This window comes from Streptococcus cristatus (assembly GCF_003943515.1).
Lineage (GTDB): Bacteria > Bacillota > Bacilli > Lactobacillales > Streptococcaceae > Streptococcus > Streptococcus cristatus_D.
In genome coordinates, this window is the sequence record NZ_RJPT01000013.1 from 17,744 (window position 1) to 35,280 (window position 17,537).

A 17,537-nucleotide genomic window follows, 5' to 3' on the forward strand; every position below is an offset into this window, starting at 1 on the left:
CAGTATATTTTAATTAGTGAAGGTTAATTTAAATGAGACATAAAATTTTAGTTACAGGTGGGGCAGGTTTTATAGGTACTCATACTGTTATTGAACTAGTTAATGCTGGTCATGAAGTAGTAGTAGTTGATAATTTAATCAATAGCAACAAAAAAAGCATTGAAATTGTTGAAAAAATTGTTGGGCAAAACATTCCATTTTATATAGCAGATGTCTGTGATGAGGAAAAGTTGCTCGAAATTTTTATGAAAGAGAAACCTACAGGAGTTATTCATTTTGCTGCATTAAAGGCGGTAGGAGAGTCTACGGAAATACCTCTTGCATATTATAAGAATAATATCACAGGTGTTTTAACGCTTTTAAAAGTGATGGAAGAGGTTAATTGTAAAAATATTATTTTTAGTTCTTCAGCGACGGTGTATGGGGACCCTCACACAGTTCCAATTTTAGAAGATTTCCCACTTTCAGTTACAAATCCATATGGCCGAACAAAACTAATGACAGAAGAAATTTTGACAGATATTTATAAAGCCGATGTGAGTTGGAATGTAGTGATTCTTCGCTACTTTAACCCTATTGGTGCACATGAAAGTGGAGATTTAGGGGAAAATCCGAATGGAATCCCAAATAACCTTCTTCCTTATGTAACTCAAGTTGCAGTAGGGAAATTGCCATCAGTACGAGTATTCGGTAACGACTACCCTACAGTTGATGGAACAGGAGTTAGAGATTATATTCATGTTGTAGATTTGGCAAGAGGGCATGTTGCTGCGCTTCAGAAGCTAGAGGGAAAGTCTGGACTGAGTATTTATAATCTCGGGACAGGAAAAGGCTATTCTGTTCTAGAAATTATAAAAAATATGGAAAAAGCAGTTGGAAAGAAGATTCCGTTTGATATTACAGAGCGGCGTGCAGGGGATATAGCTTCTTGCTATGCAGATTCCAAAAGAGCTAAAGATGAACTAGGATGGGAAGCCAAGTTTGATATTGAGCGAATGTGTCAAGATGCTTGGCGGTGGCAGAGTAAGCATCCGAATGGTTTTGAAGATTAGGGTGTTTCAAGTGAAAATTTAGTTTCTTCTATAATTGATAGATAAATGCGAATGAATTCTCGAATTAGTGAATACTAAGCTGAGTTTGTTCGTATTTTTGTCTTATTTAGGCTTATAAAGTTAGATGTAAAGAAATATCAGTCTTTGAATATTCTACATTGTTCTATGCTTGAGCCTACTNTAATCATTTATACAGTAGAAAATGAGGCATATATATTGTATAATAGGTGTAAACTATTTTAAGGAGAGATCAAATCAGTGAAATCTTCAGATTTGTTAATTATTATTCCAGCTTATAATGAAGAAGCATCAATTGTTAGTGTTGTAGATAATATTATTCAAAATTATTCTCAATATGACTATGTTATTATTAATGATGGTTCGAAGGATCAAACATCAGAAATTTCTCATGCTAAAGGCTATAATATTGTTGATTTGCCAGTAAATTTGGGTTTGGCAGGCGCTTTTCAGACGGGACTTCGATATGCTTATGAAAAAGGATATAAAAAAGCAGTGCAGTTTGATGCCGATGGCCAACACTTACCTGAATATATATCTATTTTAGAAGAAATGATTGATTCGGGGTATGAAATGGTGATTGGTTCTCGTTTTGTTACAGAAAAACGAGAAAATTCTCTCAGAATGTTAGGGAATACATTGATTAGTGGAGCAATTAAATTAACAACAGGCAAAACGATTAATGATCCTACATCAGGGATGCGGATGTTTTCTGAGAATTTGATTAAAGAATTTGCACTTAATATCAATTATGGACCAGAACCAGATACAGTTTCCTACTTAATTCGTCATGGGGTAAAGGTCGCAGAAGCTCAGGTACGGATGGAAGAACGTCAAGCAGGTGAAAGTTATCTGACGCTTTCGCGTTCTATTCAGTATATGACACATATGTTTGCATCTATTTTGATTATCCAAAACTTTAGAAAGAGAGGTTAAAATAATGACGATTTGGTTTCAAGTTGTATTAACTATTGTATCTATTTTGACATGTAGTTTCATTTTGCGTAGTATCAGAAAATCACAAGTTCAAATTAATGATGCCTTATTTTGGATATTTTTCTCAATAGTTTTATTAGTTTTCAGTATTTTTCCAAAATTAGCAGAAAAAATTGCGAATGCCTTAGGAATAGTTTCAGCCGTTAACTTTATCTTTTTATTCATTATTTTTTTATTGTTGATTAATCAGTTTCAACTAACTTTAAAGTTATCAAAATTGGATACAAAATTTAAAAATTTAGTACAGATAATTGCATTGAGGAATAAAGATGAAGATACGCACTGATCCATCGGATAAAGAAATATATTTTTGGAATTTGTTGGGAAATTTAGCAGCATCTGGGGTATCTGTATTATATCTTTTAATTATCACAAGATTGAGTTCTGCTAAAGTAGCAGATCAATTTAGCCTAGCTAATTCCATCGGAACACTATGGATAGTTATCGGTTTATTTCAAGTTCGAAATTATCAAGGAACGGATGTAAAGCAGCGGCATAGTTTTATAGGTTATTTTCAGACTCGTATCCTCACAATTACGATAATGATACTTACCTTGTTTCCATATTTATATATAATTGGTGAAGGCCGTTATTCATTAGAGACTCTTCTATTGACCTTTCTTATGATTCTTTATCGCATGTGGGATGCAGTATCAGATTTATTTCAAGGATTGTTTCAACAAAGAGAGCGTATGGACATTGCTGGAAAAACAATGTTTATTCGATATTCTACGAGTGTTCTAGTATTACTAATAACATTGCTACTATCTGAGTCTGTTCTGCTTGCTTTGCTTTCTTTAGTTATGTGGAATGGGCTACTCATTTTTTTCTACGAGATGCGTTTTGTAGCTTATTTCGAAAAAATTCAAGTCCGAGAATTGTTGTCTACTCGCTATAAAAAAGATATAAAGGATATATTGTTAGCTTGTTGGCCACTATTTGTAAATGGATTTATTTTGTTATATATTTTAAATGAGCCTAAAATAATCATTGAAAAAGGTCTTAATCAGGGCTTTTTACAAACTGGAATGCAACGTGATTTTAATATTCTGTTTATGCCTGTCTTCTTTATGAGTCTTATTATTTTAATTGTTAGACCCCTGATTACAAAATTAGCCATTTTATGGAATAAAAAAGAATATAAAGAATTCTCATTAATTATAAAAAGATTATTAGGATTCCTATCTTTAGGCGGTTTGTTCGTCACATTTATAGCTTATTTATTCGGTGTGCCTGTACTTAGTTTAATATTTGGCGTGGATTTGAACAAGTATGTACTTCCTTTTACTATTCTGATATTCTCAGGAGTTTTATATGCTTTAGCAATTGTTTTTGAGAATATTTTAACGATTATACGGAAACAGCATCTTTTAGTTGGCTTGTATATTATTCTTTTGATACTTACTAAATTGATCACAGAACCATTTATTTATCAAAAAGNTATGCTTGGTGCCGCGATTAGTTTTTTTATTGTTATGTTAGTTTATTTATTTGGAATTGCAAGTATTTATTTTTTAGCAAGTAGAGATAAAGGAAGTAAAAATGAAATATGATTTAACGGTGATTATTCCTGTTTATAACACTGAAAAATATTTGAGAAGGTGTTTAGATAGTATTGTCCATCAGGAGGAAATAGAAAAGTGTTCATTGCGAGTACTCTGTATCAATGATGGCAGTACCGATAATTCAGAAAATATTATTAGAGAATATGTTGAAAAATATCCATTTATTGAATTGTTTTCAAAAGAGAACGGGGGGGTATCAGATGCTAGAAACTATGGTCTTGAACAGACCAAGTCTAGTGACTACATAACATTTATTGATCCAGATGATAGTATCTATAAAAACTATTTAAAGGAGTTTATGTTTGCCAAAGGAAAGGATGTTATTTATTTTGATATTGATCTGTTTGATAATGCTGAAAAAACAATAAAACATTTAAAAGTTAATCCTTTCTATGATTCTACTGCTACTACAAATAATATTCGTCTTTTTATGCTTACTAAGCATGCATCGTGGACTAGAATTTACAAAAGCTCACTTATAGAATCGTATCGTTTTCCAAAGGGAAAGATTTATGAAGACATCGCTCTTATGCCTTTTGTTACTTCAAAATGTTCGGATGTTTCATATATACAAAAATATTTATATAAATATACAGTGAATACTTCTAATTCCATCATGAATTCAAGTAAGTCTAATATTTTTGATATTTATGATGCCTTAGAATATCTTTTCTCTTTATTTGGTGATGAATTTGAAATGTATAGAGAAGAATTACAATATCTAGCCTTGGAGCATTTATGTGTAGGGCATACTTATCGGTTATTAAAATACCCTAAGGCAACGAAACAAGATTTTAAAGACATCATTTTATTTATGGAAAAATATTTTGGAAAAAATTGGGAAAGAAATAAATACATTAAACAAGGAATTCAAAAAGTAAATATAAATTCTGCATTAGCATATGTGGTTCCATTATTTTTGAAAATTTTGAAATATAGATGTTTCAGTTTATTACTGGTTATGAAACATAAAGTCAGTTAAATATAAAAGGATGAGTGGATATATGTTTGATGGATATTTTAAACACTTCCTTCATTTTGCACAACAATATTGCTTAGCGATAGCTGTTAATGTAAAAAAAAGATGGAAATATTTGTTGCTATTATGGCTCATGGTTTTAGCTATATATGTTTATCTAGGTGGCTCGATTATTTTTATACCTAAAACATTATTAATCATAACGGGGCTAATTGGTAGTTTAGCTGTTTGTGTAGATGGGAAAATACATAATAAAGTATGTACAATGATTATCTTGATGGGGAGCATCTTTGCTTTCATAACTCCAGTTTTGGACGCTCCAGATGAGAATGCTCACTATTCGCGGGCTTTGTATATATCTGAAGGACATCTTTATTTACCTAGTAAACCAAAGGAATTTCAGGTTTCTAAAGATGTGGTTATAGCGGATAAAGTTATGAAAACACCTCTAATAAAATCGGGATTAGATAAGGTGCGAACATCATCAGATAAAGCCTATTATCCGCAATTTGTTGCGACGAATGCTTCCTCTTTTGTTCCATACTTACCTCAAGTAGTAGGTATTTTAATAGCAAAAATTCTGGGACTAAGTGTATTTGCATCTATAGTCTTGGGAAGACTCTCTAACTTAATTGTGTATTCATTATTGGTAAGATTGGCTATAAAAAAATCTAACGGAAAAGAATTATTATTCTCTACAATTGCCATGATACCGATGGCGGTTTATTTAGCTTCGTCTTTTAGTACTGATGGAATGGCGAATGGTTTAACTTTCTTACTGTTGGGAACATTTTGTAGTTTGGTAGGTCAGAATAAAGTGGATATGAAAGATATTTGTATTTTTGCATCTCTATGTTTATTAATGGCAACTATAAAACTTCCTTATGTCTTGCTCGTTGGCTTATTATTATTCATTCCTAAAAATAAATTTAAAAGCCGTCATATATACTTGTATATAATTACTGCAATTGTTTTTGTTGCAATAATTAGTTTTTTATGGTTACGTTTATCTAGTGGAATTAATATAACTCAGGTAAATGATGTTGCGAATCCAGTTGAAAAATTAAAGTACACTTTCGCCCACTTAAAAACATTTTCGCTATTTTCTTTTAAAGAGCTAATTAATTTAATTCCAAATTTACTCCCGTCCCTATTTACATTTGGTTGGTTAAGCTATGGTTTAGGAAATCTTATGTGGTTTTATCTTCCTTTTATTGCTTGTATCATATTTATGATTCCGCAATATAATCCATTACCTACTTTTAGTAAGTTTGGAACATTGTTAGTAGGTTTCGGTATAACATTGGGAATTTTGATGACAGCCTATCTGATGTGGGGAAAAGTAACGGAAATGAGTTTTAATGGCATTCAAGGACGATATTTTATTGGAGTCATACTTTCAATGGGATTAGCATTAAATGTTTCGCACTTCTATGTTCCTACACCTGTCGTCTTGACTAATGAGGAAGAAGAGAGGAGGGATAGTCTAGTATTATTCATTGCGTTGTTATTTATTGTTATGTCAATAGTATTGACAATTTTAGAATATTATGGTGTCAAAGCCTAGTTAAGGAGTTATAAATGAAGAAAGTTTATATTTTTATCGCTGTATTGCTATCTATGGTGTTTATAAACGTTTTGTCAGTAAGTGCAAACGATGGTGGAGTAGAAATGTATAGAATGTATAATCCAAATAGTGGAGAACATTTTTATACAGCAAGTTGGAATGAAAAAGAGATGTTGGTAGGTGTAGGGTGGCACTACGAGGGAATCGGTTGGATTGCTCCTCTGGAAGGTCAAGATGTTTACAGAATGTACAATCCAAATGCGGGTGATCATCACTATACTCTGAATGCAAATGAACGAGATTTCTTAATACGAGCTGGTTGGAGATATGAAGGAGTTTCATGGAAATCTTCAGGTCAGCATCCGTTGTATAGATTATATAATCCTAATGCAAAAGCTGGTAGTCATCATTATACTTTATCTGAAGGAGAGAAGGACTATTTGGTTCAAGTAGGATGGCGTTATGAAGGGATAAGTTGGAATGCTATCGGGCTGGGCAAACCAGTTTCTCATTCATCTAATAACTCTTCTGTAGAAAATCACTCGGGTACAATATCAGAAAGTGGAATTTATCCTAATTGTGAAGCTGCTAGGAGAGCAGGAGTTACCCCTATTTATCGTGGGCAACCGGGTTATAGTAGCAAGTTAGATAAAGATGGAGATGGAGTAGCGTGCGAAAAATGAGATAATTTATTGTCTATGTGTGTAGGAAAGGAAGAATATGACAATTTCAGTGATTGTTCCATGCTTCAATGAAGAAGAGTCTATTCCTCTGTTTCATGAAGCCATGGAAGCGGTGAAATATCAAGTCCGCGACCAATTCGAATATATTTTTGTCAATGACGGATCGACAGACCAAACCTTGGCTGTTTTGCGTGAGCTCAGTAGCCGCTGTGCAGATGTGCACTATCTGTCCTTTTCTCGTAATTTCGGAAAAGAAGCTGCCCTCTATGCTGGTTTGCAAGAGGCGAGCGGGGATTTTGTGACGGTCATGGATGTGGATTTGCAGGATCCGCCCGAGCTCCTGATTGAGATGAAGGCCATGCTGGACTCGAATCCTGAGCTGGACTGTGTGGGTACCCGTCGCACTACTCGCGAGGGAGAGCCGCCAATCAGAAGCTTTTTTGCTAATTTGTTCTACAAGCTGATTAACAAGATTAGTCAGGTTGAGATGGTAGATGGTGCGCGTGACTTCCGACTGATGCGCCGTCAGATGGTAGAAGCCATTCTGGAGGTTTCAGAGTACAATCGCTTCTCCAAGGGAATTTTTGCCTGGGTTGGCTTCAATACTGAGTACTTGGAATACAAAAATGTCGAACGAGTAGCTGGTAAGACCTCTTGGAATTTTTGGTCTCTTTTTAACTATTCTCTGGAAGGCATTGTCAATTTCTCTGATGCGCCTCTCAACATTGCCTTTTTAGGAGGCATCCTGTCTTGGATTTTAGCCTTCATCCTGATGGCGGTGATTATTATCCGTACCTTGGTTTTTGGGGATCCGACATCGGGCTGGCCGTCCCTCATGACCGTCATCCTCCTTCTCGGAGGTTTCCAGTTGTTGACCATCGGTATATTGGGCAAGTACATCGGCAAAATCTTCATGGAAACCAAGAAACGCCCGATTTATGTGATTAAGGAGAAGAGTAATGCAAAAAGATAACCATAAATATAAATACATGTTTATTTTTATATTAGTGACTGTATTTTTTCTGGTGTTCCTGTTAAATCGTTTTACCCTCTATACATCAGATGATTTTACTTATCATTTTTTGTACAGACAACCTTTTCCTGATGGACACGAGCAACCAATTAGAAATATTTTTGATTTATTGTTGTCTCAAATAAATCATTGGAGAGTGTGGAATGGTCGATTTACAGGACATACGATTGTTCAAGTTTTTATGCAATTTGACAAAATTGTATTTGATGTTATTAACTCCGTAGTATTTGTAACTTTATGTTTATTGCTAGATCATCTTAGCTCTAGATTTTCTACTGGTTCAAAAATAAGATACAAGTCGTTTTATCTCATTGTAATTTTTCTACTTCTATGGTGGTTCTTGCCAGAGATAGGAAAGACAGTCTTGTGGGTATCGGGTTCGGGAAATTACTTGTGGACTGCTGTCTTAGATTTGGTTTGGCTGTCCTTGATATTTAAGCAGAAACGATTCCCTTATTTGCTACTTTTAACGATTCCTTTGGCATTTTTTGTCGGGGCAGGAAATGAGAATACCTCCCCAGCAATTATTATGTTGGTTGGTTTATTTTCCCTTTATGATTGGTTTATAGAAAATAGATTTCCAATTGAGAGAGTTTTAGAAATTGTATTTGCTAGTGGTGGTTTTTTCTTAATGTTATTATCACCAGGTTCTCGGAAAAGAGCAGGGGCAATTTCAGTTTTTGATGGGCTCTATGACAAACTTCATAACCTTTTTCAACTAAGCTGGGGGCGTTACGGGGTTCTATATATCATCCTGTTGTTACTCGTTGTCTATGCTCTGTTTAGACAGTATCTAAGAAAAGAGCAAATACTTGCTATTAGCTTTATTTTAATGGCTCATTTGGCTTGTATCTATTCATTGGTTGTGAGCAATGAATTGCCAGAACGGATTTTCTTTGGGGCAAGTGTACTTCTTATCTTAGCTCTTCTAATCCCCCTCAAAGTAATTTTTGTTGAAGAGAAAAAGTGGGTGAGGGGGATTGCGGTGTATGCTCTTTTGCCTGTTGTTATTAAATTTGGGATGTCTTACAGTAACGCTCTTAGTGATGTTCACGATACTTACTTAGTTGTTAAGGAGCAGTACGAGGAAGTACGCTTGGCAGAAGAAAAAGGTCAAGAGTTTGTCACCTTGAGGCGTTATACAGAACCAAGAACCCTTTTCAATGCTTATAAAGGTACTGCGAATTTAGGTCCATCTAAAGATGATTGGTTTAACCAGTGGATGGCAGCTTATTTCGAAATTGAAGGGATTGAAAGTACTGATTAATTTTGGTTTAAAGCAGATTTTTTCTGCTTTTTTTGGTATAATAAATCCATCGAATTTTTATGATCTGAAAGGAAAGACAAATGATTTTAATTACAGGTGCGAATGGACAGCTGGGTACAGAGCTTCGCTATCTTTTGGATGAGCGCAATGAGGAGTATGTGGCTGTTGATGTGGCAGAAATGGATATTACCAATGCCCAAATGGTGGACAAGGTCTTTGCGGAAGTCAAGCCAAGCTTGGTCTATCACTGTGCAGCCTATACCGCAGTTGATGCAGCTGAGGACGAAGGAAAAGAGCTGGACTATGCCATCAATGTGACCGGGACCGAAAATGTCGCAAAAGCTGCAGAAGCTCACGGAGCGACTTTGGTCTATATCTCAACAGACTATGTTTTTGACGGTCAAAAGCCTGTCGGTGAGGAGTGGGAAGTAGATGACCGGCCTGATCCGCAGACTGAGTATGGCCGTACCAAGCGTATGGGCGAGGAGCTGGTTGAGAAATATTCCAGCCGTTTCTACATTATCCGTACTGCCTGGGTCTTTGGGAACTACGGTAAAAACTTTGTCTTTACCATGCAAAATCTTGCCAAGACGCATAAAATTCTGACTGTAGTCAATGATCAGCATGGCCGTCCGACATGGACTCGTACGCTGGCTGAGTTTATGACTCATTTGGCTGAAAACCAAAAGGAATTTGGTTATTACCATCTGTCTAATGACGCGGCAGAGGACACAACTTGGTATGACTTTGCAGTGGAAATTCTCAAAGATACGGATGTAGAAGTCCAGCCGGTGGATTCCAGCAAGTTCCCAGCTAAGGCTAAGCGACCTTTCAACTCAACTATGAGTTTGGCCAAGGCCAAGGCTACAGGATTTGTCATTCCAACTTGGCAGGATGCTTTGAAAGAGTTTTACAAGCAGGAAGTAAGGAAATAAAGCGTTGATAGACTAGTTCACTATGAACTAGTCTATTTTATGGGTTAAACAACTTAATGAACCTTGTTGAAAGTTCCACAAATCACCAAGAAAATGATATAATAGACTAGATTGTAAATCTTTGAATAGAGGAAAAGCATGAGACATGTCTTCATCATCGGGAGTCGCGGACTTCCTGCTAAATATGGCGGATTTGAAACCTTTGTTGAAAAATTAGTAGAAAATAAGGTTTCTTCCCAAATCCAGTATCATGTAGCTTGTTTGTCGGATGATGAAGCTTTTCATCATTTTGACTACAAGGGAGTGGATTGCTTCACCATTAAGGCTCCTAAATTAGGGCCGGCTCGGGTGATTGCCTATGATATGATGGCCATCAATTATTCTTTAAAGCTAGTGCAAGAGCAGCAGATTGAGCGTCCAATTTTTTATATTTTGGGTAATACGATCGGAGCCTTTGTGGCACCTTTTGCACATAAAATTCATAAAGCAGGCGGGACTTTCTTTATTAATCCAGATGGTCTTGAATGGAAGCGGGCTAAGTGGCCTAAGCCGGTTCAAGCCTATCTTAAATATTCTGAGAAGCTTATGACTAAGCATGCTGATCTGGTCATTGTGGACAACCAAGGAATTGAAAGTTATATAAAACAATCCTATCCTTGGTCCAAGACAGCTTTCATTGCTTATGGGACAGACCTCCAGTTATCTTCTCTTGACTCTCAGGATGCTCGCGTGCGTGATTTTTTTGAGAAATGGCAGAGCAGAGAAAAGGAATATTATCTGATTGTTGGACGTTTTGTGCCAGAAAACAACTACGAGACCATCATTCGGGAATTTATAAAATCCAAAACCCAACGTAACTTGCTGATTATCTGCAATCATGAGGGAAATCCTTATTTTGAAGAGCTCAAGCAAAAAACGGGTTTTGACAAGGATTCTCGGATTAAGTTTGTCGGGACAGTCTATGATCAGGAACTGCTCAAATACATCCGCAATCAAGCTTTTGCCTACCTGCATGGCCACGAAGTCGGTGGAACTAATCCCGGGCTTCTGGAAGCTCTGGCTCAGACTGATGCCAATTTGGTTTTGGATGTGGATTTCAACCATCAAGTAGCCAAAGAAACAGCTTTGTATTGGCAAAAAGAAGAAGGGCAGTTGGCCCAACTGATTGACAAAGTGGATGTTCAGCTTGATTTTTCTGAGCTAGGTCAGGCAGCCAAAGAAAATATGAAAGAAAACTACACCTGGGAAAAAATTGTAGGTGAATACGAGGAGCTATTTTTATCATGAAAGTGACTATTCTTCTGTCTACCTATAATGGAGAGCAGTTTCTGGCAGAACAGATTGAAAGTATTCAAGCCCAAACTTATAGGGACTGGCAGCTCTTGATTCGGGATGACGGCTCTAGTGATGGGACGCGAGCGATTATTGAGGATTTTTGCCAACAGGACGACCGGATCTTCTTTATCAATCCGGAAGAAGCTCAAAATTTGGGTGTCATTAAGAGTTTTTATAGCCTGCTTAAATATCAGGATTCGGATGTTTACTTTTTTAGTGATCAGGATGATGTCTGGTTGCCAGATAAGTTAGCAATTCAGTTGGCGGCAGCAGAAAACTATGATGCTTCCGTACCTTTGTTGGTTTATATGGATTTAAAAGTGGTGGATCAGGAGCTAAATATTGTTCATGAAAGTATGATTCGAACGCAGTCTGACCATGCTAATACAAAATTGATTCAGGAACTGACGGAAAATACGGTGACAGGTGGTGTTTCGATGATCAACCGTGCTCTGGCTGATTTGTGGACAGGGCAGGAGGAGCATGAACTGCTTATGCACGATTGGTATCTGGGCTTGTTGGCTTCGGCCTTTGGGCAACTCGTTTATCTGGATCAGCCAGGAGAACTTTACCGCCAACATTCGAATAATGTATTGGGAGCACGAACCTTACGCAAGCGGATGAAGAACTGGATTCATCCTAGCCGTCTATTTGCTAAATATTGGAAATTGATAAAAGACAGTCAGACTCAGGCTCGCAATCTTCTCAGCCAGCCTCTGACAACTGAAAATAGAGAAATTATTGAACATTTTGTGACAATCATGGAAGCCCCTTTTGCAGAGCGACTGCGACGGATTCGAAAGTATGGCTACAGAAAAAATCGTACCTTTCATACTTTGGTTTTCACGACGCTCATTCTCACAAAATTTGCTTATAAGGAGTAATATGCATGCTAGATTATTTTAGCCAAAAAAACTGGATTCTCTTGAGAGAGATGATTAAAACAGATTTTAAATTACGTTATCAAGGCTCTCTTATTGGCCACTTATGGTCTATTTTGAAACCTCTACTACTATTTACGGTCATGTATTTAGTTTTTGTACGTTTTTTACGTTTCGATGATGGTACCCCTCATTACGCAGTATCGCTTCTCTTAGGAATGGTGACGTGGAACTTTTTCTCAGAAGCAACCAATATGGGCATGATGTCTATTGTGTCTAGAGGGGACTTGTTACGAAAGTTGAATTTCTCTAAGTCGATTATTGTCTATTCTGCTATTGCAGGTGCGGCAATAAACTATGCAATTAATCTATTGGTGGTTTTTGTTTTCGCGTTGATTAATGGTGTCTCATTTAGTTTTGGATGGTTAGTCATCATTCCTTTGTTTTTAGAGCTGGTTTTAATGTCGGCTGGTTTTGCCTTTATGCTCTCTACTCTCTTTGTAAAATATCGCGATATTGGTCCAATTTGGGAAGTAGTGCTGCAGGCAGGCTTATATGCGACACCAATCATTTATTCACTGACTTTTATTCTTCAGAGAGGACAAGTTACTTTTGCAAAATTAATGATGCTAAATCCAATTGCACAAATTATTCAAGATTTACGCCACTTTGCAATTTATTCAGGGAGCATGCGAGGATGGGATTTGATTGAAAATCCATGGATTGCTCTGATTCCTTATTTATTGCCAGTAGTGATATTTGGACTTGGATATTATATCTTTAATAAAAATGCTAAGAGATTTGCGGAGATTCTATAATGTCAAATAATATTGCAGTAAAAGTTGACCATGTCAGTAAGTTTTTTAAACTGCCAACAGAGTCAACACAAAGTTTAAGAACAAGCCTAGTTAACCGATTTCGAGGAATCAAAGGTTACAAAGAACAACATGTCCTAAAGGATATTTCCTTTGAAGTGGAAAAGGGAGATTTTTTTGGAATTGTCGGCCGTAATGGTTCAGGAAAATCAACCCTTTTGAAAATCATTTCAGAGATTTATATTCCCGAAAAGGGAACAGTGACCATTGATGGCAAGTTGGTTTCCTTTATCGAGCTAGGTGTCGGCTTCAATCCAGAGCTGACCGGCCGCGAAAATGTCTATATGAATGGTGCCATGCTGGGCTTCTCAACTGAAGAAGTAGATGCCATGTATGACGACATTGTTGAATTTGCTGAGCTGGGTGAGTTTATGAATCAAAAGCTCAAAAATTATTCTAGCGGGATGCAGGTTCGCTTGGCTTTCTCTGTGGCAATCAAGGCTCAAGGGGACATTCTGATTTTGGATGAGGTTCTGGCTGTTGGGGATGAAGCCTTTCAGCGCAAGTGTAATGATTATTTCTTAGAAAGAAAGAATTCTGGGAAAACAACTATTCTGGTTACCCATGATATGGGAGCTGTCAAGAAATATTGTAATAAGGCTATTTTAATTGAAGATGGTTACATTAAAGCCAAAGGTGAGCCTAGAGATGTTGCCAATCAATATAGCTTTGACAATACAGAACAAGTAATCACTTCAGATCAACCGGGAATTGAAAGAAGTGGTTCAGTTGTTGAAAATTTGAAGTTATCACTATTGTCTTCTAAAAGAGCTTCACCAAATGAACTAATTTCATTTGATTTGACGTATACCTTGCTAGAAGCTGTGCCGACTTATATTGCTATCTCATTTACAGATATTGATCGTAATATTTGGATTTATAATGATAATACGATGGATAATTTAACAAGTGGCAAGGGTGATGTTAAGGTAAACTATCAGTGTTCACTAGCAGGACTAAACGATATTAAGTTAAAACTTGAAATTACTGTGAGGGATGAGAATAATCAAGTTTTAGCCTTTCTTCCGACTGATGAGATTCCAGTTATTGTTCTAAATAGGGACGATATTGATGAAGATGATGAGTCAGCTAAAGATTCTGCAACTGGTATCATTCAAAGAAATGGGAAGTGGAGTTTTTCTTAAGAGAAAAAGGGAAGTTTGAATGAAAGTATCAATTATTTGTACCAATTATAATAAGGGGGATTGGGTACGAGAGGCTATAGATAGCTTTCTCAATCAGAAAACAAATTTTGATTTCGAGATTATTATCATTGATGATGCTTCAACAGATCATTCGTATGAGATTATTCAAGAATATCAAAATAAGTTTCCTGAAAAAGTTAGAACTTTTCGTAATGAAGTGAACCTTGGCATTACTAAAACTTGGAAAAAAATTTGCCGAGAAGCTAAAGGTCAATATATCGCAAGATGTGATAGTGATGATTTTTGGATTGACCCATTAAAACTTCAAAAGCAAGTTGATTTGTTGGATGCTTCAATTGATTCACTTTGGTCAAATACTGAATTTGATATGGTAGACTTAGACGGGAATCTTATCCAAAAAAATGCCTTTGCTAATAAGGCGCTTCCTTTGATTGATTCCTATGAAGAGATGCTTGTTATGAAAGGTATGACGATGGCTTCAACCTGGTTGGTTGATACCGCACTTATGCAAGATGTATCTGCTCAAATTAGTGATACAGCCGCAGACGATACATTTGAGTTACAACTTGAATTATTCAAACGCACTAAAATTTCTTTTTTGAGTGATTCCACCGCTGTGTATCGTATGAATTTAGGGTCCGATTCAAAACCTATGACATTGGAGACTGCTGAAAAGCGGTTCACAGGTATCTTGGATTCTCAAATTAAATATCTCAACAAGTATCCAGATCAGGATATTCAAAGAATCTCACACTTAGCGCTTGTTAAGGATCGTGATTTGGATGTCTTAGTTTTTAAAAAAGATCGTCAGATAAAAGACTTAGATTTAAGACTGAATCAGGTGTCGCGAATTTCTCATGATCAAAATGAGTATATTGAAGTTTTGAAGAAAGAGAGTCAAGAGTTTCAAAATGAGTTGAATCGTTTACAGATTTTATATGATGACTTACAAAACCAATTTAACAGTGTTGTTACTTCGAGAAGATGGACAATACCAACTAAAATTATTAATTTCTTTAGGAGAAGTAAATGAAACGTCTATTGCTTTATGTTCATTTTAATAAATATGATCATATTAGTCGGCATGTATTTTATCAACTCGAACATATGAGACCATTGTTTGATAAATTAGTTTTTATTTCAAATAGTCGTCTTAGTGAAAGTGAAGTACAAAAACTTCGTGATAAACACCTGATTGATGATTTTATCCAACGTGAGAATAAAGGTTACGATTTTGCTGCTTGGCATGATGGTATGAAATTTGTTGGATTTGATAACTTGAAACAGTATGATTCTGTCACTGTTATGAATGACACTTGTTTTGGTCCACTCTGGGACATGGCACCGATCTATGATAACTATGAATCAAACCCAAATGTAGATTTTTGGGGTATGACTAATCATCAAGGAATTAAAGCCGGTGATATTTATATTCATGAACATTTGCAATCTTACTTTATTTCATTTAAAAAGCGCGTAGTTGAATCTAGTGTTTTCCAAAAGTTCTGGAAATCAGTTGAGAGTTTCGAAGATGTTCAAAAGGTAATTGATAATTATGAAACTCTTTATACCAAGAAATTCATGGATGCTGGATTTAACTATGAATCTATTCTCAATACGATTCCATTAAATGACAAGTTTTTCCATAGCAATTTCACTATTCATTATCCCCATGTTTTGCTTGATGCAGGAGTGCCGTTCATCAAGGTTAAAACATTTGATTTAACTCAGCATCTAGCTCCTTATTTGCTTAAGGAAATCGAGAAAAGAACGAACTATCCAGTAGAATTTATCATATCTCACATGTCAGATATGAGTTTACCAACGCCTCCTTATCTCATTGATAGGAAAGTATTGCAAGATAGAGGAGAGGTGTATTCTAATACAAAGAAGGTTGCTGTTCACCTACATACTTTTTACGTTGATCTTTTAGAAGATTTTTTAGATGCTTTCAGACATTTCCATTTTGATTATGATTTATTTTTAACAACTGATTCAGAAAAGAAAAAATTAGAAATTGAAACTGTTTTATTAAAACGTAATCAACCAGGGAAGATATATATTACTGGAAATAAAGGTCGAGATATTATCCCAATGCTTAAATTGAGAGAGGAATTGAGTACCTATGATTANATCGGGCATTTCCATACTAAAAAATCTCCAGAATATCCATATTGGGTAGGAGATTCATGGAGAAATGAGCTATTTGACATGTTACTAAAACCGGCTGATTTGATCATGGCTAATTTGGAAAATGATAAGCGTTTAGGATTAGTGATTGCAGATATCCCGACTTTTTTCCGATATACTAAGATTGTGGATCCGTGGAATGAAAATAAATTTGCTGACGATATGAATATTCTTTGGGAGAGAATGAACATTCATCGTTCCATTGACTTTAATAAATTAAATACCTTTATTATGAGTTATGGAACATTCATTTGGTTCAAGTATGATGCCTTGAAACCACTCTTTGATTTAAATCTACAAGATGAGGATATTCCTTCGGAACCTCTTCCGCAACATACTATTTTACATTCTATCGAGAGGATTCTTGTTTATTTAGCTTGGTCACAAAGATTTGACTATGCTATTTCTAAAAATGATATTTATATCACACCATTTGTAGATAATACTGTTTTAAATATTCGTCCAGATACTTTACCTAATACTTATATTAATTTTGATAATATCGGGGGAATCAAAGGCGCTTTAAAATATATTTATCGAGGGCCAGGTAGTGCGATAAAGTATATTATAAAAAAAATATTAATAAAGATAAATGGGACAAGAAATAATTTATCAGATAAAGAGGGAAGAAGTTAGTTGAAAAAGAACTGAAATTTTTAGGTGACTATTATGAACAGATTTGCTTTATTTTAATTAGTTGTTTAATCCTAGATGTAACAGCTGTTAATATTAATGTCTCCTCAGATTTTAGAATATCTACTATCAATTCCCCGTTCCTAATTTTTGAAATGATTATTAGTGGAATTGCATGCTGGTTGCTAGGACGCTATATTTCAAAATTTCTACGAAAAGAAACATTTATCGCTATTGTAGTTGTCTTTTTTATCTACATACTGTTTTCTTATCTGTTAGAAATCACAAGAAACTTGAACGATTTTTCTTATAAAATATGGGATATTGACAAGAATCATTTATGGCAAACTAATAGTTTATAT

General features: G+C 35.6%; 16 protein-coding genes. All 16 read left to right on the forward strand.

Annotated elements, in window-relative coordinates:
* The first annotated feature begins 32 nt into the window (after window positions 1-32).
* The 16 genes from galE to D8791_RS09595 all read left to right on the forward strand — a co-directional run bounded on the left by galE (window position 33) and on the right by D8791_RS09595 (window position 17,178).
* A complete protein-coding gene (galE, locus tag D8791_RS09520) occupies window positions 33-1,052 on the forward strand; it encodes a UDP-glucose 4-epimerase GalE (protein ID WP_125447580.1) in 1,020 nt (339 codons plus the stop codon).
* Between the two features lie 258 nt (window positions 1,053-1,310).
* Window positions 1,311-2,006: a glycosyltransferase family 2 protein gene (locus D8791_RS09525; protein WP_125447582.1), complete on the forward strand. Its 696-nt coding sequence runs from the start codon at window positions 1,311-1,313 to the stop codon at window positions 2,004-2,006.
* A gap of 4 nt (window positions 2,007-2,010) precedes the next feature.
* Window positions 2,011-2,352, forward strand: a complete 342-nt coding sequence (locus tag D8791_RS09530; protein WP_005590613.1) for a DUF2304 domain-containing protein — start codon at window positions 2,011-2,013, stop codon at window positions 2,350-2,352.
* Window positions 2,336-3,619, forward strand: a complete 1,284-nt coding sequence (locus D8791_RS09535; protein WP_125447584.1) for a lipopolysaccharide biosynthesis protein — start codon at window positions 2,336-2,338, stop codon at window positions 3,617-3,619. The genes D8791_RS09530 and D8791_RS09535 overlap by 17 nt, the downstream gene beginning before the upstream one ends.
* Window positions 3,609-4,613, forward strand: a complete 1,005-nt coding sequence (locus D8791_RS09540; protein ID WP_125447586.1) for a glycosyltransferase family 2 protein — start codon at window positions 3,609-3,611, stop codon at window positions 4,611-4,613. Before D8791_RS09535 ends, D8791_RS09540 begins: the two co-directional genes overlap by 11 nt.
* A gap of 10 nt (window positions 4,614-4,623) precedes the next feature.
* Entirely contained in the window at window positions 4,624-6,177 is a 1,554-nt protein-coding gene (locus D8791_RS09545) for a DUF2142 domain-containing protein (RefSeq protein WP_125447588.1), read from the forward strand.
* Between the two features lie 14 nt (window positions 6,178-6,191).
* Window positions 6,192-6,860 (forward strand): excalibur calcium-binding domain-containing protein, encoded by a 669-nt coding sequence (locus D8791_RS09550; protein WP_125373234.1) that lies wholly within the window; start codon window positions 6,192-6,194, stop codon window positions 6,858-6,860.
* A 37-nt stretch (window positions 6,861-6,897) separates the two neighbouring features.
* Window positions 6,898-7,833 carry a glycosyltransferase family 2 protein gene (locus tag D8791_RS09555; protein ID WP_125447590.1) on the forward strand — a complete coding sequence of 312 codons (936 nt, stop codon included), beginning with the start codon at window positions 6,898-6,900 and terminating at the stop codon, window positions 7,831-7,833.
* The gene (locus D8791_RS09560) at window positions 7,820-9,160 is read left to right on the forward strand and encodes a DUF3329 domain-containing protein (protein WP_125447592.1); all 1,341 of its coding nucleotides are present in this window, start codon (window positions 7,820-7,822) and stop codon (window positions 9,158-9,160) included. Before D8791_RS09555 ends, D8791_RS09560 begins: the two co-directional genes overlap by 14 nt.
* A gap of 80 nt (window positions 9,161-9,240) precedes the next feature.
* Entirely contained in the window at window positions 9,241-10,095 is an 855-nt protein-coding gene (gene rfbD / locus D8791_RS09565) for a dTDP-4-dehydrorhamnose reductase (protein WP_125447594.1), read from the forward strand.
* Window positions 10,096-10,233: 138 nt separating this feature from the next.
* The gene (cps2T, locus tag D8791_RS09570) at window positions 10,234-11,382 is read left to right on the forward strand and encodes a beta 1-4 rhamnosyltransferase Cps2T (protein ID WP_125447596.1); all 1,149 of its coding nucleotides are present in this window, start codon (window positions 10,234-10,236) and stop codon (window positions 11,380-11,382) included.
* A complete protein-coding gene (locus tag D8791_RS09575) occupies window positions 11,379-12,314 on the forward strand; it encodes a glycosyltransferase family 2 protein (protein ID WP_125447598.1) in 936 nt (311 codons plus the stop codon). The genes cps2T and D8791_RS09575 overlap by 4 nt, the downstream gene beginning before the upstream one ends.
* 5 nt (window positions 12,315-12,319) lie before the next feature.
* Window positions 12,320-13,129, forward strand: a complete 810-nt coding sequence (locus D8791_RS09580) for an ABC transporter permease (RefSeq protein WP_005590601.1) — start codon at window positions 12,320-12,322, stop codon at window positions 13,127-13,129.
* A complete protein-coding gene (locus D8791_RS09585) occupies window positions 13,129-14,331 on the forward strand; it encodes an ABC transporter ATP-binding protein (RefSeq protein WP_125447599.1) in 1,203 nt (400 codons plus the stop codon). Before D8791_RS09580 ends, D8791_RS09585 begins: the two co-directional genes overlap by 1 nt.
* 19 nt (window positions 14,332-14,350) lie before the next feature.
* Window positions 14,351-15,385 carry a glycosyltransferase family 2 protein gene (locus tag D8791_RS09590; protein WP_125447601.1) on the forward strand — a complete coding sequence of 345 codons (1,035 nt, stop codon included), beginning with the start codon at window positions 14,351-14,353 and terminating at the stop codon, window positions 15,383-15,385.
* Window positions 15,382-17,178, forward strand: a complete 1,797-nt coding sequence (locus D8791_RS09595; RefSeq protein WP_125447603.1) for a rhamnan synthesis F family protein — start codon at window positions 15,382-15,384, stop codon at window positions 17,176-17,178. The genes D8791_RS09590 and D8791_RS09595 overlap by 4 nt, the downstream gene beginning before the upstream one ends.
* Window positions 17,179-17,537 lie beyond the last annotated feature (359 nt).

What these genes read in the sequence shown, in the direction of transcription:
- D8791_RS09540 (WP_125447586.1), top strand. Translation starts at nt 3,609, where the DNA reads ATGAAATATGATTTAACGGTGATTATTCCTGTTTATAACACTGAAAAA.
- D8791_RS09575 (WP_125447598.1), top strand. Translation starts at nt 11,379, where the DNA reads ATGAAAGTGACTATTCTTCTGTCTACCTATAATGGAGAGCAGTTTCTG.
- D8791_RS09580 (WP_005590601.1), top strand. Translation starts at nt 12,320, where the DNA reads ATGCTAGATTATTTTAGCCAAAAAAACTGGATTCTCTTGAGAGAGATG.
- D8791_RS09530 (WP_005590613.1), top strand. Translation starts at nt 2,011, where the DNA reads ATGACGATTTGGTTTCAAGTTGTATTAACTATTGTATCTATTTTGACA.
- D8791_RS09555 (WP_125447590.1), top strand. Translation starts at nt 6,898, where the DNA reads ATGACAATTTCAGTGATTGTTCCATGCTTCAATGAAGAAGAGTCTATT.
- D8791_RS09545 (WP_125447588.1), top strand. Translation starts at nt 4,624, where the DNA reads ATGAGTGGATATATGTTTGATGGATATTTTAAACACTTCCTTCATTTT.
- cps2T (WP_125447596.1), top strand. Translation starts at nt 10,234, where the DNA reads ATGAGACATGTCTTCATCATCGGGAGTCGCGGACTTCCTGCTAAATAT.
- galE (WP_125447580.1), top strand. Translation starts at nt 33, where the DNA reads ATGAGACATAAAATTTTAGTTACAGGTGGGGCAGGTTTTATAGGTACT.
- rfbD (WP_125447594.1), top strand. Translation starts at nt 9,241, where the DNA reads ATGATTTTAATTACAGGTGCGAATGGACAGCTGGGTACAGAGCTTCGC.
- D8791_RS09550 (WP_125373234.1), top strand. Translation starts at nt 6,192, where the DNA reads ATGAAGAAAGTTTATATTTTTATCGCTGTATTGCTATCTATGGTGTTT.
- D8791_RS09560 (WP_125447592.1), top strand. Translation starts at nt 7,820, where the DNA reads ATGCAAAAAGATAACCATAAATATAAATACATGTTTATTTTTATATTA.
- D8791_RS09585 (WP_125447599.1), top strand. Translation starts at nt 13,129, where the DNA reads ATGTCAAATAATATTGCAGTAAAAGTTGACCATGTCAGTAAGTTTTTT.
- D8791_RS09590 (WP_125447601.1), top strand. Translation starts at nt 14,351, where the DNA reads ATGAAAGTATCAATTATTTGTACCAATTATAATAAGGGGGATTGGGTA.